This window comes from Aestuariimicrobium ganziense (assembly GCF_015352975.1).
GTDB classification, from domain to species: Bacteria; Actinomycetota; Actinomycetes; order Propionibacteriales; family Propionibacteriaceae; genus Aestuariimicrobium; species Aestuariimicrobium ganziense.
Genome location: NZ_JACYIZ010000001.1, coordinates 310,225 through 335,546, shown reverse-complemented (window position 1 = coordinate 335,546; position 25,322 = coordinate 310,225). Strand labels below are relative to the sequence as shown.

Annotated in this window: 28 protein-coding genes; 15 read left to right on the top strand and 13 right to left on the bottom strand. The window is 69.4% G+C overall.

The features are described from left to right. Nucleotides 1-7: 7 nt before the first annotated feature. Both IE660_RS01665 and IE660_RS01660 read right to left on the bottom strand, forming a co-directional pair. Nucleotides 8-1,051: an App1 family protein gene (locus tag IE660_RS01665; protein WP_203566572.1), complete on the bottom strand. Its 1,044-nt coding sequence runs from the start codon at nucleotides 1,049-1,051 to the stop codon at nucleotides 8-10. Between the two features lie 61 nt (nucleotides 1,052-1,112). Then, entirely contained in the window at nucleotides 1,113-1,325 is a 213-nt protein-coding gene (locus IE660_RS01660; protein WP_203566571.1) for a hypothetical protein, read from the bottom strand. 95 nt (nucleotides 1,326-1,420) lie between these two features. Between IE660_RS01660 and IE660_RS01655 the strand changes: the two genes are divergently transcribed. From IE660_RS01655 to IE660_RS01640, 4 genes are read left to right on the top strand one after another with little or no spacing between them, the layout of a single operon-like run. Next, nucleotides 1,421-2,008: a DUF5998 family protein gene (locus tag IE660_RS01655; protein WP_203566957.1), complete on the top strand. Its 588-nt coding sequence runs from the start codon at nucleotides 1,421-1,423 to the stop codon at nucleotides 2,006-2,008. A 38-nt stretch (nucleotides 2,009-2,046) separates the two neighbouring features. Next, nucleotides 2,047-3,156, top strand: a complete 1,110-nt coding sequence (locus tag IE660_RS01650) for an alkaline phosphatase family protein (RefSeq protein ID WP_203566956.1) — start codon at nucleotides 2,047-2,049, stop codon at nucleotides 3,154-3,156. Continuing rightward, nucleotides 3,149-3,820: a thymidine kinase gene (locus IE660_RS01645; protein ID WP_203566570.1), complete on the top strand. Its 672-nt coding sequence runs from the start codon at nucleotides 3,149-3,151 to the stop codon at nucleotides 3,818-3,820. Before IE660_RS01650 ends, IE660_RS01645 begins: the two co-directional genes overlap by 8 nt. Next, nucleotides 3,817-4,647: a sulfurtransferase gene (locus IE660_RS01640; RefSeq protein ID WP_203566569.1), complete on the top strand. Its 831-nt coding sequence runs from the start codon at nucleotides 3,817-3,819 to the stop codon at nucleotides 4,645-4,647. Before IE660_RS01645 ends, IE660_RS01640 begins: the two co-directional genes overlap by 4 nt. Before the next feature lie 30 nt (nucleotides 4,648-4,677). Here IE660_RS01640 and sepH read toward each other — a convergent pair whose 3' ends face one another. Together sepH and IE660_RS01630 are read right to left on the bottom strand one after the other, a co-directional pair. After that, a complete protein-coding gene (gene sepH, locus IE660_RS01635; RefSeq protein WP_328701793.1) occupies nucleotides 4,678-5,706 on the bottom strand; it encodes a septation protein SepH in 1,029 nt (342 codons plus the stop codon). 165 nt (nucleotides 5,707-5,871) lie between these two features. After that, complete coding sequence (locus IE660_RS01630; RefSeq protein WP_203566567.1) at nucleotides 5,872-6,084, bottom strand: DUF6458 family protein; 213 nt, start codon at nucleotides 6,082-6,084, stop codon at nucleotides 5,872-5,874. Nucleotides 6,085-6,296: 212 nt separating this feature from the next. Here IE660_RS01630 and IE660_RS01625 point away from each other — a divergent pair, with 212 nt between their 5' ends. Then, a complete protein-coding gene (locus IE660_RS01625; RefSeq protein WP_203566566.1) occupies nucleotides 6,297-6,593 on the top strand; it encodes a DUF4193 domain-containing protein in 297 nt (98 codons plus the stop codon). 35 nt (nucleotides 6,594-6,628) lie between these two features. On the opposite strand, the gene IE660_RS01620 is transcribed toward IE660_RS01625, so the two are convergent. Then, on the bottom strand, nucleotides 6,629-6,898 hold the full coding sequence (locus tag IE660_RS01620) for a DUF4235 domain-containing protein (protein ID WP_203566565.1): 270 nt from the start codon (nucleotides 6,896-6,898) through the stop codon (nucleotides 6,629-6,631). 67 nt (nucleotides 6,899-6,965) lie between these two features. Here IE660_RS01620 and IE660_RS01615 point away from each other — a divergent pair, with 67 nt between their 5' ends. From IE660_RS01615 to IE660_RS01600, 4 genes are read left to right on the top strand one after another with little or no spacing between them, the layout of a single operon-like run. Next, nucleotides 6,966-7,430: a DUF3093 domain-containing protein gene (locus IE660_RS01615; protein WP_203566564.1), complete on the top strand. Its 465-nt coding sequence runs from the start codon at nucleotides 6,966-6,968 to the stop codon at nucleotides 7,428-7,430. A 20-nt stretch (nucleotides 7,431-7,450) separates the two neighbouring features. Further along, nucleotides 7,451-7,906, top strand: coding sequence for a dUTP diphosphatase (gene dut / locus IE660_RS01610; RefSeq protein ID WP_203566563.1), 456 nt, complete (start codon nucleotides 7,451-7,453; stop codon nucleotides 7,904-7,906). 40 nt (nucleotides 7,907-7,946) lie between these two features. Beyond that, nucleotides 7,947-8,735 (top strand): DUF3710 domain-containing protein, encoded by a 789-nt coding sequence (locus tag IE660_RS01605; protein WP_203566955.1) that lies wholly within the window; start codon nucleotides 7,947-7,949, stop codon nucleotides 8,733-8,735. A 3-nt stretch (nucleotides 8,736-8,738) separates the two neighbouring features. Next, entirely contained in the window at nucleotides 8,739-9,116 is a 378-nt protein-coding gene (locus IE660_RS01600) for an OB-fold nucleic acid binding domain-containing protein (protein WP_203566562.1), read from the top strand. Nucleotides 9,117-9,149: 33 nt separating this feature from the next. Here IE660_RS01600 and IE660_RS01595 read toward each other — a convergent pair whose 3' ends face one another. Together IE660_RS01595 and IE660_RS01590 are read right to left on the bottom strand one after the other, a co-directional pair. Further along, on the bottom strand, nucleotides 9,150-9,839 hold the full coding sequence (locus tag IE660_RS01595; protein WP_203566561.1) for a potassium channel family protein: 690 nt from the start codon (nucleotides 9,837-9,839) through the stop codon (nucleotides 9,150-9,152). A 27-nt stretch (nucleotides 9,840-9,866) separates the two neighbouring features. Further along, nucleotides 9,867-10,514: a potassium channel family protein gene (locus IE660_RS01590; protein WP_235996880.1), complete on the bottom strand. Its 648-nt coding sequence runs from the start codon at nucleotides 10,512-10,514 to the stop codon at nucleotides 9,867-9,869. Between the two features lie 140 nt (nucleotides 10,515-10,654). Between IE660_RS01590 and IE660_RS01585 the strand changes: the two genes are divergently transcribed. From IE660_RS01585 to acnA, 3 genes are all read left to right on the top strand, one after another. After that, nucleotides 10,655-12,673 carry an APC family permease gene (locus IE660_RS01585; protein ID WP_203566560.1) on the top strand — a complete coding sequence of 673 codons (2,019 nt, stop codon included), beginning with the start codon at nucleotides 10,655-10,657 and terminating at the stop codon, nucleotides 12,671-12,673. Continuing rightward, nucleotides 12,618-13,856 (top strand): class I SAM-dependent RNA methyltransferase, encoded by a 1,239-nt coding sequence (locus tag IE660_RS01580; RefSeq protein WP_203566559.1) that lies wholly within the window; start codon nucleotides 12,618-12,620, stop codon nucleotides 13,854-13,856. Before IE660_RS01585 ends, IE660_RS01580 begins: the two co-directional genes overlap by 56 nt. Before the next feature lie 95 nt (nucleotides 13,857-13,951). Next, a complete protein-coding gene (gene acnA, locus IE660_RS01575; protein WP_203566558.1) occupies nucleotides 13,952-16,630 on the top strand; it encodes an aconitate hydratase AcnA in 2,679 nt (892 codons plus the stop codon). A 76-nt stretch (nucleotides 16,631-16,706) separates the two neighbouring features. On the opposite strand, the gene IE660_RS01570 is transcribed toward acnA, so the two are convergent. Then, complete coding sequence (locus tag IE660_RS01570) at nucleotides 16,707-17,402, bottom strand: hypothetical protein (RefSeq protein WP_203566557.1); 696 nt, start codon at nucleotides 17,400-17,402, stop codon at nucleotides 16,707-16,709. Nucleotides 17,403-17,546: 144 nt separating this feature from the next. Here IE660_RS01570 and IE660_RS01565 point away from each other — a divergent pair, with 144 nt between their 5' ends. Beyond that, nucleotides 17,547-18,026 (top strand): hypothetical protein, encoded by a 480-nt coding sequence (locus tag IE660_RS01565; protein WP_203566556.1) that lies wholly within the window; start codon nucleotides 17,547-17,549, stop codon nucleotides 18,024-18,026. A 90-nt stretch (nucleotides 18,027-18,116) separates the two neighbouring features. Continuing rightward, nucleotides 18,117-20,051 carry a 1-deoxy-D-xylulose-5-phosphate synthase gene (gene dxs / locus IE660_RS01560; protein WP_203566555.1) on the top strand — a complete coding sequence of 645 codons (1,935 nt, stop codon included), beginning with the start codon at nucleotides 18,117-18,119 and terminating at the stop codon, nucleotides 20,049-20,051. Here dxs and IE660_RS01555 read toward each other — a convergent pair. Genes IE660_RS01555 through msrB form a run of 3 tightly spaced genes read right to left on the bottom strand, consistent with a single transcriptional unit; the run spans nucleotide 20,022 to nucleotide 22,357 of the window. After that, a complete protein-coding gene (locus IE660_RS01555; RefSeq protein ID WP_203566554.1) occupies nucleotides 20,022-21,263 on the bottom strand; it encodes an HRDC domain-containing protein in 1,242 nt (413 codons plus the stop codon). The two genes, dxs and IE660_RS01555, sit on opposite strands and share 30 nt — an antisense overlap. 7 nt (nucleotides 21,264-21,270) lie before the next feature. After that, nucleotides 21,271-21,870 (bottom strand): DUF3000 domain-containing protein, encoded by a 600-nt coding sequence (locus IE660_RS01550; RefSeq protein WP_328701791.1) that lies wholly within the window; start codon nucleotides 21,868-21,870, stop codon nucleotides 21,271-21,273. A gap of 55 nt (nucleotides 21,871-21,925) precedes the next feature. After that, on the bottom strand, nucleotides 21,926-22,357 hold the full coding sequence (msrB, locus tag IE660_RS01545; RefSeq protein ID WP_203566552.1) for a peptide-methionine (R)-S-oxide reductase MsrB: 432 nt from the start codon (nucleotides 22,355-22,357) through the stop codon (nucleotides 21,926-21,928). A gap of 63 nt (nucleotides 22,358-22,420) precedes the next feature. Between msrB and IE660_RS01540 the strand changes: the two genes are divergently transcribed. After that, nucleotides 22,421-23,359 carry a PPK2 family polyphosphate kinase gene (locus tag IE660_RS01540; RefSeq protein ID WP_407928975.1) on the top strand — a complete coding sequence of 313 codons (939 nt, stop codon included), beginning with the start codon at nucleotides 22,421-22,423 and terminating at the stop codon, nucleotides 23,357-23,359. A 31-nt stretch (nucleotides 23,360-23,390) separates the two neighbouring features. On the opposite strand, the gene IE660_RS01535 is transcribed toward IE660_RS01540, so the two are convergent. Together IE660_RS01535 and IE660_RS01530 are read right to left on the bottom strand one after the other, a co-directional pair. Further along, nucleotides 23,391-24,215: a sirohydrochlorin chelatase gene (locus tag IE660_RS01535; RefSeq protein WP_203566551.1), complete on the bottom strand. Its 825-nt coding sequence runs from the start codon at nucleotides 24,213-24,215 to the stop codon at nucleotides 23,391-23,393. Nucleotides 24,216-24,332: 117 nt separating this feature from the next. Beyond that, on the bottom strand, nucleotides 24,333-25,289 hold the full coding sequence (locus IE660_RS01530) for a YihY/virulence factor BrkB family protein (RefSeq protein ID WP_203566550.1): 957 nt from the start codon (nucleotides 25,287-25,289) through the stop codon (nucleotides 24,333-24,335). Nucleotides 25,290-25,322 lie beyond the last annotated feature (33 nt).

The window sequence follows — 25,322 nt, the reverse complement described above, 5'->3', positions numbered from 1 at the left end:
GTGGCGATCAGCCCTCGTCGAGCACCGCCCAGAGCTTGGGCGCCAGGTCGTCCCCGTCGGGCCCCTTGACCATCGGGGCGACCTCGGGGGTCCACTCGACGTCGTCAGGATCGGCCAGCACCGTGGTGGTGCCGTGGGCCAGCACCTGCTGGGCCATGGTCAGCTGCCGGATCGCGATCAACCGCACCTTGTCGGGCTGCAGGTTCGAGAACTCGGTGTAGAGCACCGGGTCGTGCTGCCCGTCGTCACCGACCAGCACCCAGCGCACGTTGGGGAAGTCGCGAGCCAGTTCGCGTAGCGCGGTGCGCTTGTGGTCGGGGCCGCTGCGGAACCACCCGGTGTTGGTGGGCCCCCAGTCGGTGAGCAGCATCGTGCCCTGCGGGTAGCCGTGGCGACGCAGGAACCGGCTCAGGAACGGGTAGGTGTTCCAGGCGCCGGTCGAGACGTAGACGACCGGGGCCCCTGGGTGGCGCTCGAGCAACTGCTGGTACATCCGCGCCATCCCCGGGACGGGCTCGCGGGCCTGCTCGGTGACCACGAAGCTGTTCCACGCGGCGATCAGGATGCGGGGCAGGAAGGTCGACAGCACGGTGTCGTCGATGTCGCTGACCAGACCGAGGGTCTCGTCGGACTCGATGATCTGCACCGGCACGGTGGCCGTGGTGCCCTCGGCGGTGGTCACCTGCACCTCGTGCCAGCCTGTAGGCAGACCCGGGTTCTTCAGGCGGACGTCGAGGTAGCCCGATCGGTCGGTCTCGATCTCGATCTCGGAGTCGCCGGCCTGCACCCTGACGGTGCGGCGTGCCAGTGGCACGGCGGCGAAGTTGCGCCACCCACGCTGTGACAGGAAGGCGTCGGCAGCCTTGAGCAGGTCGGTGCGTGGCGCCTGCGGGGTCAGCACGACCCGGCCCAGCACCCGCACCTGGTCGGGGGTGCCGTAGCCGGCGTAGGGGATGATCGCCTCGACCCAGCCGCGCTTGCGGAACCGTGAGGCGAGTTGGGCGGTGACACGTTCCTCGGCGCGTGCACCGAAGAAGGGGCGGGTGCTCATGTCACCCAGCCTAACCAGCGGCGAGAAGGCGTCGCCGAAACCGTGTCAACACCCAACCTGCTCAGCACTCGGGGTCTGCGCCCTGGGCGCCGAACAGCAGCAACCGCTGTTGCTCACCGACGTCGACCGCATCGGCACGCACGTCGTCCAGCATGGCCTCGGTGAGCTCGACCGCAGGGTCGAGCAGGTTGGCCACGACGTCGTTGCGGTAGAGCCCGGGGTCGTGGTCACCACCCTCGTGGTCGGGGCGGGCGCGGTGCAGCACGTGGGTCATGGGTCGTCCTCGCGATGCTGGGGGTTGGGCCCACCCTAGGCGCTGGCTCCCGACCGGTCATGGATCAATGACAAGATGGCCCGGTGAGTTCCTCAATGGTGCGCGAGCTGCCCGGCCGGCTGCGTCAGGAGATCGTCGACTGCGGCTACTACCCCGAACTGGTGGCCGACGGGCTCGCCATGACCCTGGGTGCCGAGACGGTGCTCGACCACCTCGTGCACCACGAGGCCACGTTCAACTCCGACGAGGTGCAGCGGCACCTCACCGTGCTGGCGCTCACCGAGCAGCGGCTGGTGGTCAGCCACACCGACGAGTCGAGCGAAGGTGACCTCGAGCACGCTGCTGGTGAGGTGCGCGCGATCAGCTCCACCGAGTCGATCCCGCTCTCGGCGATCACCTCGGTCGGGCTGACCCGAGTGGTGCGCGAGCCGCACCGCTTCGGCCAGGTCGCCCGGCCGGTCGTCGAGACCTGGCTCACCCTGGGCTGGGGGACGATGCGCCGGCTCAACCTCGAACCCGCCACCTGCGGCGACCCCCAGTGCGACGCCGACCACGGCTACGCAGGTTCGTTGGTCGCCGACGACCTGGTGGTGCGGATGAGCCCCTTCGCCGACGGCGAGGACGCCGTGGCCCGCCTGGTTGCCTTCGGCACGGCCATGCAGTGCGCGGTGGGGCACCGGTGACCCAGGTGTTGCCCGGCGCCCATGGCGCCGACCTGTCGATGGTCCTGCCGTCGATCGGGGCGCACCTCGACGTCCCGGGCTGTCAGGACCAGCTCGGCCTGCCTGCTGCCACGCGCTGGGTGGTACTGATGGTCGACGGCCTGGGCTGGCAGCAACTGCAGGACCACCGCCACCTGGCCGCCCAGTTCAGTGACATGCAGGGCAGGCCGATCAGCGCCACCGTGCCCTCGACCACCGGCACCTCGCTGACCAGCCTTGGCACCGGGTTGTGGCCCGGACGCCACGGCATGGTCGGCTACCTGTTCCGCCCCGCTGTCGGCGAACCGCTGGTCAACGCCGTCACCTGGGACAACGGCCCTGATCCGCTGGCGCTGCAGCCCGAACCCACCGTCTTCGAACGCGCCACCGCCGCCGGGGTGGAGGTACGCAGCGTCGTCCCCGCCCGGTTCGAGAACAGCGGTCTGACCGGCGTGGCCCTGCGTGGCACCGAGGTCTCAGGCCTGGTCGACGAGGACGACCTGGACGACCGGCTGCAGCGTACCGTGGAGGCCGTCGGGACCGGCGAGCGCAGCCTGGTCTACGTCTACGAGAGGGCCCTCGACCACACCGGCCACCGGCTCGGTGTCGACTCACCGCAGTGGCGCGAGGTGCTGCGGCGCACCTCGGAGTTCACCGCCGACCTGGTCGACGCCCTTGCCGAGCGCCATGGCGACGAGGTGGCCGTGGTGGTCACCGGTGACCACGGCATGGTCGACGTGCCCGGACACCACCGGGTGATCGTCGAGTGGGAGCCCTCGCTGCTGACCGAGGTCGCCCAGGTCGCCGGAGAAGGCCGGATGCGCCAGCTCTACACCGAGTCGCCCGGGTCGGTCGCGGCCCGCTGGCGGCGGCTGTTGGGCGAGCGAGCCTGGGTGCTGCGCCGCGAGGAGGCCATCGAGGCCGGTTGGTTCGGACCGGTGGACCCCCGGGTGGCACCTCGCATCGGCGACGTGCTGGTCGCGATGCGCAGCGACTGGGCGGTGATGACCACCGCCTACCCCAAGGAACTCGACCTGGTCGGCATGCACGGCAGCCTCACCCCGGACGAGATGCTCGTCCCCCTCCTGGTCGAGGGCGGACGGTCGGTCGATGGTGGGCACCATGGCTGAGTTGGTCTTCTTCACCGGGCCGATGGACTGCGGCAAGTCGACCCTGGCCCTGCAGATGCACCACACCCAGTCGGCCCACGACCGGGTCGGCGAACTGTTCACCTGCCACGACCGCTCGGGCCAGGCGGTGATCACCTCGCGGATCGGTCTGGCCGCACCGGCGCTCGAGGTCGACGCCGACTTCGACTTCTGGACGACGGTGGTCGACCGGCTGCACCACGGGGCGCGCCTGGACTACCTGATCTGCGACGAGGCCCAGTTCTACACCGCCGGCCAGGTCGACGACCTGGCCCGGATCGTGGACGACCTCGGCATCGACGTGTTCTGCTTCGGCATCCTGGCGGACTTCCGCACCGAGCTGTTCCCGGGGTCGAAGCGCCTGGTCGAACTCAGCGACCGGATGGAGACCCTGCAGGTGCAGCCGTTGTGCTGGTGCGGTGAGCGGGCCACCCACAACGCACGCACGATCGACGGCGTGATGGTCACCGAGGGCTCGCAGGTCGTCGTCGGCGACACCGAACTCGATCCCGACCGCCCGGTCAGCGAGGTGCGCTACGAGGTGCTCTGCCGCCGTCACCACCGCCAGCAGATGAACAAGTCGGTGGCCATGGCGACCCTGTCGCCCGAGGTGCTGCCGTTCGACACCAGCCAGGAGGAACTGTGAAGCCACTCGTCCAGCCGGCCGAACTGGCCGAGCTGATCGCATCCGACGACCACGTGATGGTGCTCGACGTGCGCTGGTACCTCACCGATGCCGAGCGCGGACGCCGCGAGTACGACGCCGGCCATGTGCCCGGCTCGCGCTTCGTCCCGATCGAGCACGACCTGTCGGCCCCGGTGGCGGACGACGGACGCGGCGGTCGTCACCCGCTGCCCAGCGCGGACGACCTGCAGGCCGCCCTGCGCCGCGCCGGCATCGATGACGACTCCCACGTGGTCGTGCTCGACCAGGGCCCTTCGCTGGGGGCCGGGCGCGCCTGGTGGATGCTGCGCGACGCCGGTCTGGAGCGAGTGCAGGTGCTCGACGGCGGGTTCGCTGCCTGGCAGGAGTATGGGGGAGCGATCACCACCGACCTGCCCGAGGTGAGGCCGGGAACCGTGACGGTGCGCCCCGGACAGCTGCCCTCGGTCGACGCCGACGGTGTCCGGGCCCACCTCGATGCCGGCGGCAGGGTGGTCGACGTGCGGGCAGCCGAGCGATTCCGTGGCGAAGTCGAACCGATGGACGCGGTGGCCGGTCACATCCCCGGTGCGCTCAACCTTCCCGCCACCGAACTGCAGGACCATGGCAGGTTCCGTCCGGCCGACGAGGTGGCTGAGATGCTGTCAGGACTGCAGCCCGGCGACGTGCTCTCGTGCGGGTCGGGGATCACCGCAGCGCAGGCGCTGCTGGCAGCAGAGCACGCCGGGATCAGCGGGCTGCGGCTCTACCCGGGATCGTGGTCGGACTGGATCAGCGACCCCGACCGGCCGGTGGCCACGGGGGAGTAGCGGCACAGGGCCCGGGGTCCCGGCTGGGACTCAGTCCTTCGGGTCCTTCTTGGGGCCGCCGAACATGATCTCGTCCCAACTGGGCACCTGGGCGCGCTTGCGCCGGCTCTTGGCCTTGCCCTCGCGGGGGCGAACCAGGGTCGGCTCGTTCTCGGCCTCGAGCAGGGAGTCCTGCTCGGGCTCTGCAGTTGAAGCCGGCTTCGGGACGCTCGTGGCCGGCTCCCCCACGGGCGTGGGCTCCTCAGCCAGCGGGGGCTCCTCGGCCGGTGTGGGCTCCTCAACCACCGGTGCGAGGTCGTCCTCCACCACGGGCTGGGTGAGCCCGGCGTAGATGTTGACCGAGTCCTCGTTGAAGCTCGACAGCATCTCGTAGAGCACGTCCATCTGCGACTGCGGCGGGATGATGTCGTAGACCCCGTCGACCTGGCTCAACTCGGCCTCGGAGTAGTCCTCGGGCTCGTCGGCGTCCGCGACCGGTGCGGTGACCGGACGCTCCTCGGTGTCGGGCTGGATCGCCCGCACCAGGGCCAGTTCGTCATTCAGGTCGACGGTCGGTTCCTGGTCGGGGTCGCGGCGCTTGCGCCCGGGCTGGGGGCCGTGCGAGGGGCCGGACTCGTTGATCAGCCAGCGGGCCTCGTCGTTGCGGGCCACGCTGTAGCGGCCACGCACGTCATAGGTGAACAGCGCCTCGTGCTGGGCGCTGCCCGAGGCGTACTCGCCGCGCACCGTCCAGCGGCGGTCGGGGTCGCGCCAGGCCTGCCAGGTCACGTCGTCGATGTCGATGCCACGCTGCTGCAGGCGTTCTGCCACCACAGCCCTGAGCGATCGTGCCGAGGAACTCTCACCGCTTCGGCGTACGGCGGCGGCCAGGGCACTGCCGGCGACGTGCTCGAGCTCGGCGATCACCGGTGCTGCGTACACCTCGATCTGGTCAGCCGGGACACCGGCGGCGCGGGCCACCTCGTCGAGGGACTCGCCGGAGCGGATGCGCGTCTGGATCTCGCGCGGGCTCAGTTCGCTCTGCATGGCTATCTCCAGTGTCTCCTGTTCGAACCGCACGGTGGGGTCTGACGGCCGGTCCGGCACTCGTCCACCACCCCCTGGGTTCCACCTTGGTGCGACCCTACCGCGAGCGCACAGCGTTCCGCCCCCACCGCTGCCGGTGAGGGCGGAACAGATGCGCTGGTGGCGCGTGACTTGCGCCGATGCACGTGCGCGGGGCGATCAGACCTCGCGGTGCACCTCGTCCACGACGACCTCGCTGCGCGCACGCTGCCGCTGGCCCTGAGCCAGGAACGACAGGATGATGGCGGCGATGCCGGCGATGATGAGGATCCATCCGAGGACGTCGTCCGAGATGAAGGGGATGTCGACGTTCACCGCGAAGCTCAGGATGGCGCCGACGACGATGAGGAAGATCCCAAGGCCGATCCACATGGCTGTACTCCTTACCGGCTCCCACGTGGAGCCACCTGCCGGAAACGCTAGCCCAGTGAGTTCTGCGTCACACTGACGGCGCGCGGTGAGGCCACCCCTGCGGGTGGTGTGTCCCAGTGCGGGGGGCCATGGGCGTGGGGCCTTTGCCGCATGTGATACACATGTGCGCGACACCGCGGCGCGGCAGGGCAGGACGAGGGAGAGGCACGCAGATGGCGACTGATTACGACGCACCACGCAAGACCGACGAGGAGATGAACGAGGACTCCATCGAGGAGCTCAAGAGTCGCCGCAACGACAAGAACTCAGGCAAGGTCGACGAGGACGAGGTCGAGGCCGCGGAAGCGTTCGAACTGCCGGGCGCCGACCTCTCCCACGAGGAGCTGACCGTCCGGGTGCTGCCCCGTCAGGCTGACGAGTTCACCTGTGCCTCGTGCTTCCTGGTGAAGAACCGCAGCCAGCTCGCCGAGGAGCGCAAGGGCCAGAGCTACTGCGTCGACTGCGTCTGAGGCGGCCTCAGCGGGCCGGCGGCGTGTGCGCTCGCTCAGCTGGCCTTGTCGACCTGCTGGCGCACCCACGAGCGACGCGCGTTCATCCGCTTGATCGCCAACTGGGCGGCACCCACGCCGACACCGCTGGCCATCGCCCAGACGAAGGCGGTGGTCGCCGGCACCTCGGGATTGGTGGGTTCGGGCGGCTCCTCGCCGGTGGCCAGCTTCCATGCCTGCGCGAGGATCTTCTGGGTCACCAGCGTGACCACGCCGCCGATGGCTGCGGCGTAGACCTTGTTCAGGAGCTTCTCCGAGGTGCTCATGCGCCCAATCCTAGGGTCTGCCGGCCCCCGAACTGCACCTCGTGGCCGAGTCGGTAGCCTGATCGCCATGTACGCAGAGCGACTGCACGTGCCCGCCTGGTGGTGGGCCGTCGCCCTTCCGCTGGCCGGGAGCTTCGTCGTCGCCGTCTGGGCGATCCTGGGCGACCGTTGGGGATTGGCCAGCCTGGTGGTGGCCCTCGGGTTGACCTCGCTGGTGTTGTGGCAGTGGTCGCGCGCCACGGTCGAGGTGGACGAGCGCTCGCTGCAGGCCGGTGGCGCCCGGGTCGAGGGGGAGTGGATCGCCTCGGCGGAAGCGCTCGATCCGGCCCAGACCCGTGACGCCATGGCACGCGCGGCCCGCACCGGTGACCACCTGGTGCTCAGGCCCTGGCTGGGTCACAGCGTGCGCATCGTGCTGGACGACCCGTCCGACCCGCACCCCAGTTGGCTGGTCAGCAGCCGTCGCCCCGACGAGTTGGCTGCTGCGGTCAACGCGTTGGCCGGCCACCAGGTCGCCGAGGCCACGACATGACCGAGTCCGACACTGGTCCCATGACGTCCCAGCCCACCGTCCTGGTGCAGCGGATCGACCCCGATGCCGTCGTGCCGAACTTCGCCCACCCGCTCGACGCGGGTGCCGACCTGGCCTGTGCCGAAGACGTGGTGCTCGCCCCCAGTGAGCGCGCGCTGGTGCGCACCGGCATCGCCATCGCCCTGCCGCCCGGTCATGCCGGCTTCGTGCACCCGCGATCTGGTCTGGCCACGCGCCACGGGCTCAGCATCGTCAACGCTCCCGGCACCGTCGACGCCGGCTATCGCGGCGAGGTCATGATCAACCTGGTCAACCTCGACCCACGCGAGACGGTGCGCCTGAGCAAGGGCGACCGGATCGCCCAACTGGTCGTCCAGAAGGTCGAGTCGCCGGTCTTCGAGGTGGTGGACGAGCTGCCGGCCTCGGTGCGGGGGGAGCGCGGCCACGGATCCTCGGGCGGCATCACCGGTTGGTAGGCTTGATGAGTTCATCGCCCCAGAAGGAGTTCGTTTCGTGATCTTCGGCCGCAGGAAGCGCAGCACCGACGAGGAACTGGTCGCCAGCCCAGCCACCCCCGACGAACGTGAGGACGACGAACTCGACGACGAGCTGGACGACGTGGATGATGACGACCTCGACGAGGACGAGGACGATGACGAGCTCGTCCCCGACACCGAGGAGCTGGATGCCGACCTCGATGAGGTCGACCACGACCTGCGCGACGACGGTCCGTTCGACATCTCCGAGGTCGACCTCGATGCCGACGACATCGATCGGCTCGACTTCGGGGCGGTCGTCCTGACCCCCTTCGACGGGATGCAGGTGCAACTGCAGGTCGACCAGGCCACCAACCAGGTGCAGAGCGCACTGGTGATGTACGAGCGTTCGGCGCTCGAGGTGGCCCTGTTCGCCGCCCCGGCCTCGACCTCGATGGTCGCCGACGTGGCGCAGGCGATCATGGCGGCTGCGCTCGAGCAGGATGGTGCCGCCGAACTGGCCGACGGACCCTTCGGCGACGAGGTGCGTCGTGAGATCCCGGTCATCGGCGAGGACGGCGAGCAGCAGGGCCTGCACATCTCGCGTACTTGGCTGACCCAGGGTCCGCGCTGGCTGCTGCGCGGTGTACTGATGGGTGAGGCGGCGCTGCCCGACGGGCCGGCTGCTGACACCGCCGAGCTTTTCCTGGAGTTCTACCGCAACATCGTGGTGCGCCGTCATGACGCCCCGATGGTGCCCGGTGACGTGATCGCGATGACCCTGCCCGAGGCGATGCTGGCCGAGGCCGAGGGTACCGAAGGGCGCTGACCCATGCCCCAGTCAGCCAAGCCGTCCAGCCCGTTGGCCCGGGCCTGGAAGCGGCTCACCGCCAGCCAGACCGAGCTGGCCCACGACGACCTGGCCGCTGAGGCGCAACGCGCGGGTGCCTCGCCGGTGGCGGAGTGCACGGTGCGCTCACGGGTCGTGCTCCAGGGGCAGATCTCGATGGTGGCGGTCAGCCCTCGCTCGGCCAGGCGTTGGCTCGAGGTGTCGCTCGACGACGGCACCGGTGTGGTGACGCTGATCTGGATGGGTCGCCGCGAGATCCCGGGCATCGAACCCGGGCGACGGCTGCGGGTCGAGGGTCGGTTGGCCGACGACAACGGGCGCCGGGTGATCTACAACCCGCAGTACGAACTGCTCGACTGAACTCGTCCCCACGTCACAGCGGAGGTCGTGCGCTCAGGCGGTCGGCTTCACCGTCGGTGCCAGCATCTGCTTCAGGCTCGGCTCGAACTCCGGTGAGACGATGAACAGCAACTCGTCGCCGGCCTCGATGGCGCCGTCCTTCTCCGGCGGCAGCGGGGCCCCGTCGCGCACGATCGCCACCATCACCGCGTCACCGGGGAAGGTGAAGTCGCGCACCAGGTGACCCACCGAGGCGGCGTCCCTGGGCAGGGTGATCTCGACCAGGTTGGCCGAGTTCTTGGCCTGGTTGCCCTTGTTGAACGACATCAGCCTGACCAGGTCGCCGACGCTGACCGCCTCTTCGACCAGGGCCGACATCAGTCGCGGGGTCGAGACCGCGACGTCGACGCCCCAGACCTCGTTGAACATCCACTCGTTGCCGGGGTGGTTGACGCGTCCGACGGTGCGCGGCACCCCGAACTCGGCCTTGGCGAGCAACGAGTGCACCAGGTTGGCCTTGTCGTCGCCGGTCGCAGCGATCGACACGTCGCACGAGTCGATGCCGGCCTCCTCGAGCGAGTCGAGTTCGCAGGCGTCGGCCAGCAGCCACTCGGCCTCGGGCACCGACTCGGTCTTGAGGGCCTTGGGGTCGCGGTCGATCAGCAGCACCTGGTGGCCGTTGGCGATCAGCTCACGGGCGATGGAGCGGCCGACGTTCCCGGCCCCGACGATGGCGACGCGCATGTGTCACTCCTGGGTGGTGGGTGGAAGTCAGTGGCGGGCGGGCGGCCGGGCGAAGATCGCCTCGAGTTCGCTGACCCGCTCGGTGCTGCAGGCCACGAACAACAGGTCGCCGTCCTGCAGGATGGTGTCGGAGTCGGGCACGACTCCCTTGCCGAAGCGCACCACGAACGGCAGCGGGGTGCCGACCTGGCTCTGGATGGCGTGCACCTTGCGCCCCACCCAGTCATGGTGGGTGTGCATCTGCACCAGCCGCACCAGCCCGGCCGGGTCGCGCCAGACCGGCTCCGACCCCTCGGGCAGCAGGCGGCGGAGCACCTGGTTGGCGGCCCAGCGCACGGTGGCGACCGTCGGAATGCCGAGTCGCTCGTAGACCTCGGCGCGGCCCTGGTCGTAGATCCTGGCCACGACGTTGTGCACACCGAACTGCTCACGCACCACGCGGGCGGCCAGGATGTTGGAGTTGTCGCCGCTGGAGACGGCGGCGAACCCGTCCGCCTCGCGGATGCCGGCCTCGGCGAGCACCTCGCGGTCGAAGCCGACACCCTTGACGGTGCGTCCTCGGAAGTCGGGTCCCAGGCGGCGGAACGAGTCGACGTCGACGTCGATCACCGCGACCGAGTGGCCTCGCTTCTCGAGGCTCTTGGCGAGGCTCGCACCGACGCGGCCGCAGCCCATGATGATGATGTGCACCCGTTCCTCCTCACCGGTCCAACTCGCTGGGGGGATGCCTGCGCTCACGCTATCGCAACCGAACCGTGACGAGTGGTTCGCACCTGGGTCGAGATGCATGGACCTGACAGGTCTACAGTTGCGCCGTGCATGCAGCCTCAGCGCTCAAACGGCTCCTGGTCGGCAGGAAACTCGCCAGCACCCAGTTGGGTGAGACGCTGCTGCCGAAGCGGATCGCCCTGCCGGTGTTCGCCTCGGACGCGCTGAGCTCGGTGGCCTATGCGCCGGACGAGATCCTGCTCACCCTGTCGCTGGCCGGCATGGCCGGTTTCGCGTTCTCGTGGAAGATCGCCCTGGTCGTCGCCGTGGTGATGTTCGTGGTGATCCTGTCGTACCGCCAGAACGTGCACGCCTACCCCAGTGGTGGCGGGGACTACGAGGTCGCCACGGTCAACATCGGCCCCAACGCCGGCCTCACCGTGGCCAGTGCGCTGCTGGTCGACTATGTGCTCACGGTGGCGGTGTCGGTCTCGTCCGGGGTGCAGAACGCCGAGGCCATGCTGCCCTTCATCCGTGGGCACGAGGGCTGGATCGCCGCCGCGGTGATCGCGGTGCTGATGGCGCTCAACCTGCGTGGAGTGCGCGAGTCGGGGACGATCTTCGCCATTCCCACCTACTGCTTCATGGTGGGCGTCATCGGGATGACCCTGTGGGGCTTGGCGAGGATCTTCGTGCTCGGACAAGACCTGCGCTCACCGACCGCGGACTGGGAGGTGATCGGCACCTCGGCCTACGACAACTTCACTGGCTTCGCCATGGTCGCGCTGCTGGCGCGTTCGTTCTCGTCCGGTTGTGCCGCGCTGACCGGTGTCGAGGCGATCTCGAACGGCGTGCCGGCCTTCAAGCCCCCGAAGAGCCGCAACGCGGCCACCACGCTCGCCCTGCTGGGATCGATCGCGGTGGTGATGCTGCTCGGCATCATCACTCTGGCCAACCTCACCAAGGTGCACCTGGTCGACGACCGCGGCGGGTCGATCTACCGACTGCCCGACGGCAGCATTCGTCACGAGCCCGGCAGCACGGTGATGGGCCAATTGGCCCGGGTTGTCTTCTACGACGACTTCAGACCGGCCTTCTACTTCATGGTCGCGGTCACCATGCTGATCCTGTTCCTGGCTGCGAACACCGCCTTCAATGGCTTCCCGGTGCTCGGCTCGATCCTCGCCCGTGACGGCTACCTGCCGCGTCAGTTGCACACCCGGGGCGACCGGCTGGCCTACTCCAACGGCATCGTCGCCCTGGCCCTGGCCGCCATCGGGTTGGTGCTGATCTTCAATGCCTCGGTGACCGCGCTGATCCAGCTCTACGTGGTCGGGGTCTTCGTCTCGTTCACCGTCAGCCAGTGGGGGATGCTGCGGCACTGGACGAGGCGTCTGGCCACCGAGGCCGACCCCGGTGTGCGACGCCAGATGCAACGCTCGCGGGTGATCAACGGTGTCGGCCTGGCGATGACGGGCACGGTGCTGGTGATCGTGCTGATCAGCAAGTTCACCCACGGCGCCTACCTGGCCATCATCGCCATGGTCGTGGTGTTCATGGCGATGAAGCTGATCAGCCGCCACTACAGCGCCGTGGCCCGCGAACTCGCCTACCGCGACGAGTCCGACCGGGTGCTGCCCAGCCGTGTGCGCAACGTGGTGTTCGTCAACCAGTTCAACAAGCCCACGGTGCGTGCGGTGATGTTCGCCAAGGCCGCTGTCGGCTCCTCGCTCGAGGCGGTCATGGTGTCGATCGACCCCGACGAGACCCGCACTCTGCTCGAACAGTGGCAGGCCGCCGACCTCGACGTGCCGCTGAAGGTGATCGCCTCGCCCTACCGCGAGGTCACCACCCCCTTCATCGACCACATCCGAGCGATGCGTACCGAGAACCCGCGCGACGTGGTGAGTGTCTACATCCCCGAGTACGTCGTGGGGCACTGGTGGGAGCACATGCTGCACAACCAGACCGCCCTGCTCATCCGCACCAGGCTGCACTTCATGCAGGGCGTCATGGTCACCTCGGTGCCCTACCAGCTGCGCAGTTCCGCCGATGCCGTCCCGGTTCCCCATGACCCGCAGCCGTGGCGCCGGGTGGGAGTCACGGACCGGTCCAGTGCCGGCTGAGGGCGGTGCCGCCGTCCCGGGGCAACTGATCGGACCGCTCGAGGTCGGGCCGATCGCCCACGGTGGTCACTGGGTGGCCCGCCACGAGGGGCGGGTGGTGTTCGTTCGCCACGCCCTGGCCGGTGAACGGGTGATGGTGCGGCTGACCGACACCAGCCACGCGAGCTTCTGGCGGGGTGATGCCGTCGAGGTGCTCGAGCCCTCACCACATCGGGTCTCGGCACCCTGCCCGATCGCGCACCGCTGCGGTGGTTGCGACCTGCAGCACGTCGACCCGGCAGCCCAGTCGGGGCTGAAGACCCAGGTGCTGCGCGACCAGCTGACCCGACTCTCGCGCGTGGAACCAGCGCTGGTCGAGGCGGTCGAGGTCGAACCGGTCGAGCCGGTGGTGGGCTGGCGCACGCGGATGCAGTACCGCACCGCCCGCGATGCCGACGGACGAACCCGCGTCGGCCTGCGCGCCCACCGCAGCCACGAGGTGGTGCCGCTGCCCGATCATGGCTGCCTGATCGCCGCTCCCGGCCCCTCGGTGGAGGAGTTGGTACAGGTCGCCGAAGCGCACCAGGCCGAGGTGGTGCAGGTGGTGGCCGCCGATCCGCCGACGGTCCTGGCCGACCGTCAGGTGATCAGGGGTGCTGACGTGGTCGCTCACGCCGTGCTGGGACGACGCGATCGGGTCAGGGCTGACGGCTTCTGGCAGGTGCACCCGCGCGCAGCCGAGGTGCTGGTGGGCACGGTGCTGCGGATGCTCGAGCCTCGTCCGGGAGAGCGGGCGCTCGACCTGTACTGCGGCGTCGGGCTGTTCGCCGGGGCGCTGGTCGATGCCGGTGCCGAGGTGGTTGGCGTCGAGACCTCGCGCTCGGCGGTCGCGCTGGCGCGCGAGAACGTGCCCGAGGCCCGGTTCATCGCGGCGCCGTTGGAGCGAGCGTTGGCCCGGCTGCCCCGCAGGGTCGACCTGGTCGTGCTCGACCCGCCGCGGGCTGGAGCCGGGGCGAAGGTGGTGCGCCACGTCGCCGGACTCGGTGCTCGAGCCATCGTCCACGTCGGGTGCGACCCGGCAAGCTTCGCCCGCGACCTGGGCCTGTTCGAGCGAGCCGGCTACCGGACGACCCAACTGCGCGCATTCGACCTGTTCGGCATGACCCACCACTTCGAGTCGGTGGCCCTGCTGCAGCGCATGTAGCAGACTGGGCCTGGGTGGCGCCGCGAGGACGCCGTCCATGATATCTTGACATCAAGATAGTTTTCCCCGGTCTCAGTGAGGAGCAGGACAGTCAGATGAGCGTGAACAGTTTCGGCGCCCAAGCAGATCTCGACGTCAACGGCACGACCTACCAGATCTTCAAGCTCGATGCCGTCGAGGGATCGGAGAAGCTGCCGTACAGCCTCAAGGTGCTGCTCGAGAACCTGCTGCGCACCGAGGACGGCGCCAACGTCACCGCCGAGCAGATCCGTCAGTTGGGGCAGTGGGACGCCACCGCCGAGCCCAACCACGAGATCCAGTTCACCCCGGCCCGGGTGATCATGCAGGACTTCACCGGTGTGCCCTGTGTGGTCGACCTGGCCACCATGCGCGAGGCCGTCACCGAACTCGGTGGTGACCCAGCCAAGGTCAACCCACTGTCGCCGGCCGAGCTGGTCATCGATCACTCGGTGATCGCCGACGTCTTCGGCACCCCCGACGCCTTCGTCCGCAATGTAGAGATCGAGTACGAGCGCAACAAGGAGCGCTACCAGTTCCTGCGCTGGGGCCAGACCGCCTTCGATGACTTCAAGGTCGTCCCCCCGGGCACCGGTATCGTCCACCAGGTCAACATCGAGCACCTGGCCCGCGTGGTGTTCCCGCGTGAAGTGGGCGGCGTGCTGCAGGCCTACCCCGACACCTGTGTCGGCACCGACTCGCACACCACCATGGTCAACGGCCTCGGTGTCGTCGGCTGGGGCGTGGGTGGCATCGAGGCCGAGGCGGCCATGCTGGGCCAGCCGGTGAGCATGCTGGTGCCGCGCGTGGTCGGCTTCAAGCTCTCGGGCAAGCTCAACGAGGGCACCACCGCCACCGACCTGGTGCTGACCATCACCGAGATGCTGCGTGAGCACAAGGTGGTCGGCAAGTTCGTTGAGTTCTACGGCGACGGCGTCTCGCAGGTGCCGCTGGCCAACCGCGCCACCATCGGCAACATGAGCCCCGAGTACGGCTCGACCATCGCGGTCTTCCCGATCGACGACAAGACCATCGACTACATGCGCCTGACTGGACGCGACGAGCAGCAGCTCGCCTTGGTCGAGACCTACGCCAAGGCCCAGGGCCTGTGGCACGATCCCGCGGTCGAGCCGGTCTACTCCGAGTACATCGAACTCGACCTGTCGACCGTGGTCCCCTCGATCGCCGGCCCCAAGCGTCCCCAGGACCGCATCCGGCTGGACGAGTCGAAGGCCAAATTCTCCGGCGCCATCGGTGACTACACCTCCGAGCCCGGCAAGACCGTCCCGGTGTCGCTGGCCGACGGTGCCAACTTCGAGCTCGCCCACGGCGCGGTCACGGTGGCCTCGATCACCAGCTGCACCAACACCTCGAACCCGAGCGTCATGCTCGGTGCCGCACTCGTGGCCAAGAAGGCGGTCGAGAAGGGCCTGACCCGCAAGCCGTGGGTGAAGACCTCACTGGCCCCCGGCTCGCAGGTGGTCACCGACTACTACGAGAAGGCCGGGCTCACCCCCTACCTCGACCAGCTGGGCTTCAACCTGGTCGGCTACGGCTGCGTCACCTGCATCGGCAACACCGGCCCGCTGATCCCCGAGATCAGCTCGGCGGTCAACGACGACGACATGGTGGTCAGCGCGGTGCTCTCGGGCAACCGCAACTTCGAAGGCCGGATCAGCCCCGACGTCAAGATGAACTACCTGGCCAGCCCGATGCTGGTCATCGTCTACGCGATCGCCGGCACGATGGACATCGACCTGTTCAACGACCCGATCGGCACCGACGCCGACGGCCAGCCGGTGTACATGCGCGACATCTGGCCGACCCAGGCCGAGATCGACGAGGTGATCGCCTCGTCCATCAACGCCGACATGTTCTCGTCGCGCTACGCCGACGTGTTCAAGGGCGACGACAAGTGGCGCTCGCTGCCCACGCCCGACGGTGACACCTTCGAGTGGGACGACGCCTCGACCTACGTGCGCAAGCCCCCGTACTTCGAGGGCATGGGTGCGACGCCGGAGCCGGTCACCGACATCGAGGCCGCCCGGGTGCTGCTGAAGCTCGGCGACTCGGTCACCACCGACCACATCTCGCCGGCCGGGTCGATCAAGGTCGACTCGCCCGCGGGCAAGTACCTGGTCGAGCACGGTGTCGAGCGTCGTGACTTCAACTCCTACGGCTCGCGTCGTGGCAACCACGAGGTGATGATCCGCGGCACCTTCGCCAACATCCGGCTGCGCAACCAGGTGGCCGAGGGCACCGAGGGTGGCTTCACCCGCGACTTCACGCTCGAGGACGCCCCGGTGACCACCGTCTACGACGCCTCGATGAACTACCAGGACGCCGGCATTCCGCTGGTCGTGCTGGCCGGCAAGGAGTACGGCTCGGGCTCGTCGCGCGACTGGGCGGCCAAGGGCACCGCGCTGCTGGGGGTCAAGGCGGTCATTGCCGAGAGCTTCGAGCGCATCCACCGCTCGAACCTGATCGGCATGGGCGTGCTGCCGCTGCAGTTCCCCGAGGGCCAGAACGCCGACAGCCTGGGGCTGAGCGGTGAGGAGACCTTCTCGATCTCGGGCGTCACCGAACTCAACGAGGGTCGCACCCCGCGCACCGTCAAGGTCGTGGCGGTCAAGCCCGACGGCGGCCAGGTCGAGTTCGACGCGGTGCTGCGCATCGACACCCCGGGAGAGCGTTCCTACTACACCAACGGCGGCATCATGCAGTACGTGCTGCGCAACCTTGCCAAGGCCAGCTGAGCCGGCCCGGCCCCGGACGAGACGATCGCCCCCACCGCCGAAGCGGTGGGGGCGATCGCGGGTGGTCGGTGCTGGCTCAGGCGGCCCTCGCGGCGGCAGCCTTCTCGACCAGCGGCTTCAGCTGGGCAGCGGTCTTGCCCTGCTGGCTGAGGATCACCTGGTGTGCGGATCCGTCCTTGATGTAGACCAGGTCGACGGTGGCGGCACCGGCGAGCTTGCCCTGGATCATCACGGCCTCCGAGGCGCCCGGCACGCTGGCCTCGACCACTGTCGAGTCCTGGAACTGCACCTGGATCTGCTTCACCAAGGAGTCGAGGGCGATACCACCGGTGGCAGTGATCTGGCTGACCGCGATCGTGGAGTTGTCGCCGGAGTAGGTGCACAGCGACGAGCCCATGATCTCCGACGGCTTGGCGGTGGTCAGCTTCGAACCGGTGGCGGTGTTGAACTCCTCGACCGTGAGCAGTTCGCACGCGTTGCCGGCAGCGGCAGCGGTGCTCGTGGCGGAGGCGCTGGTGGTGGCCGGTGCGCTGGTCTGGGCGGCCGACGTCTCGGCTGCACTGGTCTCAGCTGCGCTGGTCTCAGGGGCACTGGTCTCAGGGGCACTGGTCTCAGGGGCACTGGTCTGGGGCGCGCTGGTGCTCGGGGCGGCGCTGGTGACCGGTGCGGTGGTGGTGGGGGTGTCGCGGGCGGTCTCGTTGCCGCAGGCCGCGATCGCGACCATGGCGAGGACGGCGAGGCCGGCGCGCACGGCGCGGGCTGGGCTGGTCATGGGTGCTCCTCAAGGCTGGGGTTGACCCGTCGAGCGTAGTCGCGGCCGGGGTCAGCACCCCCACGGGTGGCGCTGCCGGGAACAGGGGTGGAAATCGTCAGGGGGTCGTCCTATCATCGAACACACGTTCGAAAAGGAGTAGCGATGAGCACCACCGTGTTTCGCCACGACTGGCACAGGGTCGATGATGCCCCCGAGTCCGGTGGTCGTTCGCGCCACAGGCCGGGGGAGCGCACCAAGGCCGTTCCCGACCACGTGCGTAGCTACGTGCCACCGGGTTGGCCCGAGCAGGTCGTCCCGCCCTGCGAGCTGGACTGGGAGCACTCGGCGGTGGCGTTCCTGCTCGACTGCTGCCCCGCCGACTACCGCGGCTACCCGCTGCTGAGGCGCCAGCCGGTGGTGCTGGCCCGTCTCGCGGCCGAGTTCGTGGAGTCCCAGGTCAGGGCCTGCCGGCAGAGCATCGGCCAGGCCCGGGCCCAACTGGCCGACTACGTCGATGCGCCGGTGCTCGATGGCACAGTCGAGGTGCTGCAGAGCGAGGAGGCGCGTCTGGTGAGGCTGCGCCGCGCCGTGATGCTGGTCGAGGAGACCCTGCGCGGGCGGGTGTTCATCAGCCGATTGTGAGAGCGCTTGGGCCCAGCCGCGCCGAACACACCCCGGCTGACCAGCGCAGGAGGGCGCCACAGCTGGTGTGTGCGGTTTAAACTGGCGGACATGTCTGTTCTGGAGCGCATCGGCGAGCCGCGCGACCTCAGGGGTCTGTCGCGAGACGAGCTCGATGTGCTGGCAGGCGAGATCCGACGCTTCCTGATCCGCTCGGTGAGCCGCACCGGCGGGCATCTGGGCCCGAACCTGGGCGTGGTCGAGCTGACCATGGCGATCCACCGGGTCTTCGATTCCCCCCAGGATCCGATCATCTTCGACACCGGCCACCAGAGCTACGTGCACAAGATGCTCACCGGACGACTGGACGGCTTCGAGCACCTGCGACAGGCCGGAGGTCTCTCCGGATACCCCAACCGCACCGAGTCCGACCACGACTGGGTCGAGAACTCTCACGCCTCGACCGCCCTGTCGTGGGGCGAGGGCATGGCCAAGGGCTTCCGGCTGACCCGTCAGGACCGCACCGTCGTGGTCTTCGTCGGTGACGGCGCGCTCACCGGCGGCATGGCCTGGGAGGCGCTCAACAACATCGCGTCCCAGAAGGACCTGCCGCTGGTCATCGTGGTCAACGACAACGGACGCTCCTACACCCCGACCGTGGGCGGCCTGGCCGACCACCTGGCTGGGCTGCGCACCCACAAGCACTACGAGCAGGCACTCGGCGTGGTCAAGCGCAGCGTCAACAAGACCCCGTTGGTCGGCAAGCGCGCCTACGACCTGCTGCACGGCATCAAGACCGGCCTCAAGGACGTGCTCGCACCGCAGACCATGTTCTCCGACCTCGGGCTGAAGTACATCGGGCCGATCGACGGGCACGACCTGGCCGCCACCGAACGTGCGCTGCAGCAGGCCAAGAACTTCGGCGGACCGGTGATCGTCCACTGCCTGACCCGCAAGGGGGCCGGCTTCGCCGCCGCCGAGAGCCACGAGGAGGACCGCTTCCACGCCGTCGGCCAGATCGACGAGATCACCGGTGAGCCGCTGGCCAGTTCGCCGCGGGCGACCTGGACCGAGGCCTTCGGCGACGAGATGGTGCGCATCGGCGACCAGCGTCCCGACGTGGTCGCGGTCACCGCCGCCATGCTCTACCCGACCGGCCTGGCCCGCTTCGCCGCGGCGCACCCCGAACGCACCTTCGACGTCGGCATCGCCGAGCAGCACGCGGTGGTCTCGGCTGCTGGCATGGCCCGCGCGGGCCTGCACCCGGTGGTGGCGCTGTACGCCACCTTCCTCAACCGGGCCTTCGACCAGGTGCTGATGGATGTGGCCATGCACCGGCTCGGGGTGACCCTGGTGCTCGACCGTGCCGGCGTCACCGGGCCCGACGGGGCCTCGCACCACGGCATGTGGGACATGAGCCTGATGGGGCTGGTGCCCGGGCTGCGCCTGGCCGCCCCACGCGATCAGCAGCGGCTGCAGGATGCCCTGTGGACCAGCATCGACGTCGACGACGCGCCCTGTGTCATCCGCTACTCCAAGGAGAAGCTGCCCGATCCGATCCCGGCGATGCGCCACGAGCACGGCGTCGACGTGCTGCTGGCCTGCGAACGCCCCGAGGTGATCGTGGTCGGCCACGGCCAGTTCGTGGGGTTGGCGCTCGAGGTCGGACGACGCCTCAACGAGCAGGGCATCAGCGCCTGTGTGGTCGACCCGCTGTGGTCGCTGCCGGTCGACGACGGTCTGGTCGAGTTGGCCAGTCGCCACCAGATGGTGGTCAGCATCGAGGACAACGTGCTGGTGGGCGGGGTCGGGCAGCGGCTCGCCCAGCGGCTGCGCGAACGCGACAGCGACGTCCAAGTGCGCGCGTACGGGCTGCCCCCGGAGTTCATCGACCACGCCAGCCGCGAGCAGATCCTCGAGCAGCTCGGCCTGACCGCCCAGACCATCTCGCGCGAGGTGATCGAGCACCACTCCCGGCGCCACGACGCGGTCGGGCAGTTGCCCCTGCTGACCGCCTCAGCCCAGGAGTTCGGCCAGAAGGGCTGACAGCTGCTCGCGCTGCCAGGGCCTGGCCCCCAACTCGGCCAGCCGTGCATCGACCGACTCGCTCGACACCTCGGCCGGCGGCTGCCAGGCCAGACGCCGCAGCACATCGGGCTGCACCAGGTTCTCGGGCGGCAGTTCGAGCTGGCCGGCCAACTCGTTGGCCGCAGGACGGATCGCCTGCCACCGGGCCCACGCCTCGGGGTGGCGCTGCTCCCACGATCGGGGTTGTGGGGGGCCGTCGCTGGGCAGCCGAACCGCCGGCCACTCCCGGCGCGACAGCTGGCCAACCCGATCGATCGCCCCGATCCAGTTGTTCTCGAAGCGGCGGGCGTTGCGGCGCTTGAAGCCGTCGATGGCGCGCAGCTCGGCTCGCCCGGGCAGGGTGAGCTTCTGGGTGTCGACCAGTGCGGCCAGCTCGGTGATCGCGCGGTCCTGCACCACCTTGCCCGGTGCCAAGTCGTAGCGCTCGGCGAGCAGGTCGCGTTCGTCCCACAGCTCCCTGACCAGCGCCATCGCCAGTGCGTGCTTGACCTGGTGCAGCCCGTTGGTGCGTCGCCAACGCTCGGGGTCGTCGGGGCGGGGGCTGGCGAACTGGCGCACCTGCCACTCAAACTCCTGCTCGGCCCACTCCCGCTTGCCGGCGGCGACCAGGGCTTCGTCGAGCCGGTCACGAAGCCCCACCAGCAGCTCGACGTCCAGGGCGGCGTAGGCCAGCCAGTCATGGGGGATCGGCCGCATCGACCAGTTGGCGGCGCTGTGCTCCTTGAGCAGTCGCACGCCGAACTCGTCCTCGAGCAGCGCGCCCAGGCCGACCTTGGGTCGTCCCAGCAGCCTGCCGGCCAGCTCGGTGTCGAAGATCCGCTGCGGCACCAACCCGGCCATGGCCAGGCACGGCAGGTCCTGGCTGGCCGCGTGGATCACCCACTCGTGGGGGGTCATCACCTCAGCGAGCTCGTGCAGGTCGGCGTTGCCGTCGGGGTCCTCCAGGGCCACCGGGTCGACCAGGTGGGTGCCGGCCCCCTCGCGACGCAGTTGCAGCAGGTAGGCCTTGGACGAGTAGCGGAACGACTGTGCCCGCTCGGCGTCGACGGCGATGGGCCCCTGCCCCTGGCCCAGCGCGACCGCGGACTCGTGCAACGCCGCGGGCGAGTCGACCACGTCGGGGATTCCGTCGGCGGGCACCGTCAGCAGAGGCAGTTCGGGTTCGGTCACCAGCGCCTCACCAGGGCCGCAACGTCGTGGTGCGGGGCGTGAGTTGGACGATCCCCTCGGGCAACGGCGAGAGCCCCGAGGTGAGGCAGAGCAGGTCCTCCCAGGCGGCCACGTGCAGGGCCAGCGGGGCGCCGTCGCCGAGCAGCGGCGTCCACGAGGCGCGGATCTCGACCTCGGCGCGGTCGGGTTCGTCCGACATGCCGCCGAACGACCGGCTGACGACCGAGGTGACGGTGCCCGAGGCTGCCGCGTAGGGGGCGCCGCGCTGGTCGAGCGCGTCGGTGAGCCAGGCCCAGCCCACCTCGGTGAGCAGAGGATCGGTGACCATCGCCTGGTCGACGTCGGCGCGGGCGAACGAGACCAGCCGGTAGGTGCCCTGCCAGGCCTCGTTGCCGGCGGGGTCGTGCAGCAGGACGAGGCGCCCGTTGCCGACCTCGGTGCCCGCCACGGTCACCTCGGCTGCGATCGCGGCCGAGTGTGGGGCGATCTTCTGCGGTGCAGGGATCTCGTCGGCGTGCACCTCGGCCCGCCAACGGTGCCCGAGCAGGTCGGCCAGCGCGCTGCGGAACTGGGCCGCGCTGGCCGTGCTGGGCGGATGAGCACTCACATCTCCAGACCCTACGGGGCGGCGCGCCGACCGAGGGCGGTGGCACGCCGAGCCGTCACTGACCGTCGGTGGCGGTCGGCTCGAGCACGAGGCAGACCGAGTTGATGCAGTAGCGCAGGTCGGTCGGGGTGTCGTAGCCCTCGCCCTCGAAGACATGGCCCAGGTGGGAGTCGCAGGAGCTGCAGCGAACCTCGACCCGGGGTCGTCCGGGGATCGACTCGTCCGACAGGTACCGCACCCGGTCCTCGGCCAGCGGGGCGAAGAAGCTCGGCCAGCCACAGTGCGAGCTGAACTTCTCGTCGCTGCGGAACAGTTCCGCCCCACAGGCACGACAGCTGTACACCCCGGCGGTGGTGGTGTCGGTGTACTCGCCGGTGAAGGGGCGCTCGGTGCCGGCCTCGCGCAGCACGTGGTAGGCGAAGTCGCCGAGCTGGGCGCGCCACTGCTCGGGCGACTTCACGACCTGGGGGGTGGGGGACTCGTCCATGCCGCAAGCCTAGGTGAGTGCGCAATCACCCGCGCCCCACCCTCGGTGCGGCAGAATCCCGACATGGCCAAGAAGAGCAAGAAGTCCAAGGCGAAGAAGTCAGCAGCCAAGAAGGCCGAGCAGTTGGCCCAGGCCGTGGTGCCGATCGAGCCGATGGCTCCGCTGCGAGACCTGCTGCGCGTGCCGCAGGGTCCGGTCGAGATGGCTGCCCTCGATGCTCGGGCCACCCCCGGCTATCCGGGCAAGGGCAAGGAGGACGCGGCCGCCTTCACCGCTGCACTGGGTCCGCAGTTGTCCGACCTGCAGGAGCGGCTCTATGCCGACGGTCGTGACGACGCGGCCGGAGCCAAGCGGGTGCTGATGGTGCTGCAGGGCATGGACACCTCGGGCAAGGGTGGCGTGATCAGGCACGCCATCGGCCTGGTCGATCCCCAAGGGGTGCACCTGAAGGCGTTCAAGGCGCCGACCAAGGAGGAGCTCTCCCACCACTTCCTGTGGCGGATCAAGCAGGAGCTGCCTGGCCCCGGCATGATCGGCATCTTCGACCGTTCCCACTACGAGGACGTGCTGATCGGTCGGGTCAACGAGCTGGCCTCGGCGCGCACGATCACCTCGCGCTACGACCAGATCAACCGGTTCGAGGCCGAGCTCGTCGAGCAGGGCATCACCGTCATCAAGTGCTTCCTGCGCATCAGCCGGGACGAACAACTCGCCAGGCTCAACGAGCGGCTCGACAACCCCGAGAAGCACTGGAAGTACAACCCGGGTGACGTCGACTCCCGGGCGCGGTGGGACGACTACGAAGAGGCCTACGCGCTCGCCCTGGAGAAGTGCAACACCGACGTGGCGCCGTGGTACGTGCTGCCCTCGGACCGCAAGTGGTACCGCAACTGGGCTGCGGCGCAGCTGTTGCTGGAGCATCTGGAGGCGCTCGATCCGCAGTGGCCCAAGGCCGACTTCGACGTCGAGGCCGAGAGGCAGCGACTCAACGCGCTGGGCTGACCGGGAGCCGGCCCACCGCGCGCCACACGACTCAGGTGGCGAGGACGACGGCCGTCGCGTCGGAGTCGGACGACAGCTGTGCCGATGCGGTCTCGTCCTGCTCGCAGGCCTCCTCGACGTCGTCGAGCAGGTCCATGGCGGCGTAGGCGTAGCGGCTCATCGCCAGGTCGAGCAGACGGTCGTGGGCACCCAGTGGGGGGCTGACCGCGATCGCACCGTGGGCCAGAGCCTGCTCGCTCATCTGGGCGAAGCCCTCACCGTCGGCGAGGTAGACCGATCCGACCGCGATGTGGCGTCGGCCCTGGCTGCGCAGGCTGGCCAGGGCGGTGACCACGCTGGGACCGGAGTGGTCGCCGACCGCCACGACCACGGGAAGGCGGTGGTGGGCCGACCACTGTCGCGCACGGCGCGAGACCAACGCGTTGCCGCGCACGTCGCCGCCGTGGGGGAGTGCGAGCACCAGTCCATCGAGTTCGGTGGTGCGGCTGGCCCGCAGCGCGGTGCGCAGTCGTTCGTCCACGATGGTGAGCAGTTCGGGTGCGGGGCCCACTGGGCGCGAGACGCTGACCTGCAGCGTGGGGTGGGCGTTGCGCACCTCGGTCACCGTGGCCTGCAGTTCGTCGGAGGCCTCGATGGCCCGGCACAGGTCGATCGGGACGAACACGACCTCGCTGGCGCCGCGCGCGGCCAGGGCCGAGACCACCTGCACACCGGTGGGCGAACCGCCGAGGCAGGCGAGGTGGATCGAGACGGCGGGGCGGGCGATCTGCAGCTGCTTGCGCAGCACGTGGACGACCTGGGCGACCCGGGGGTCGTCGGTGCCATCAGCCACGAGCACGAGAGCGGGCGCTGTCATGGGTCAGCCCTTCGTCAGAGGTTCACCGGTGACGGCTCCGTTGCCGCGTGAGACAAGAGTCCACCTGTTGGACACCCTTGCGCAAGCAGGCATCTCAATCAGTGAGATTCAGTACCACTATGCGGACGAACCGTCGGTGACCTCGTCTGCGATCTCCTGCGCGCGTTGGCGCGAGATGCCGGCGAAATGTGGCCAGACTGAACTGATCGCGGCGTTGAACGAGGCTCCGATCAGGGTGGCCAGGGCCATCAGGTACAGCCACATCATCACCGCGATGGGTGCGGCCAGCGGCCCATAGAGGGCCGACCCGCCCAGTGACCGGTCGAGCACGAGGCGCAGCAGCCACGAACCGCCGAGCCAGATGGCCAGGGTGAGCAGGGCTCCCGGCAGGTCGGCGCGCCAGCGTCGCCGCACCGGCACGGCCGCTGAGAAGAGCGTGGTCAGGGCGAGCACCGAGCCGACCAGGACCACCGGCCAGTAGAGCCGGTTCACCCACTGTGCCTGCGGGGGCAGCACGGCGCTGACCAAGTTGGGTCCGGCCAGCACCAGGGGCAGCAGGATGGCGGCGGTGATCAGCACCGCGACGTAGATGCCGAAGCTCAGCGCGCGGGCTCGGATGATGCCGCGCTTGCCGGCGTGGCCGTACATGATCGAGACGGTGTCGAGGAACACGCTCATCGCTCGTGAGCCCGACCACAGGGCGAGCAGGAAGCCGATCGAGACCACCTCGACCCGGCCGGCGGTGAGCACGTCGTCCAGGGTCGGTGCGAGCACCTGGTCGATGGCCTGCGGGCTGAGTGCCCTCGATGCCAGGGCGACGATGTCGGCCCGGAACTGGGCGACGGTCTGCACGCTGAAGGTCTTGGTGAGGAAGCCGATCGAGCCGGCCAGCCCGAACAGCAGCGGCGGCAGCGACAGCAGTGCGAAGAAGGCCGACTCGGCGGCCAGTCCCAGCACCCGGTAGCGCATGCCGGCCTGGATGGTTCGCCACACGACACGACCGAACGACCCCAGCGCAGCGGTCAGCGGGTTGCGCTGGACGGCTGCGAGGCGGTCACGCAGTGGTGTGGGCACGACGACTACTGTCCCGGTCAGCATGGATGGGGA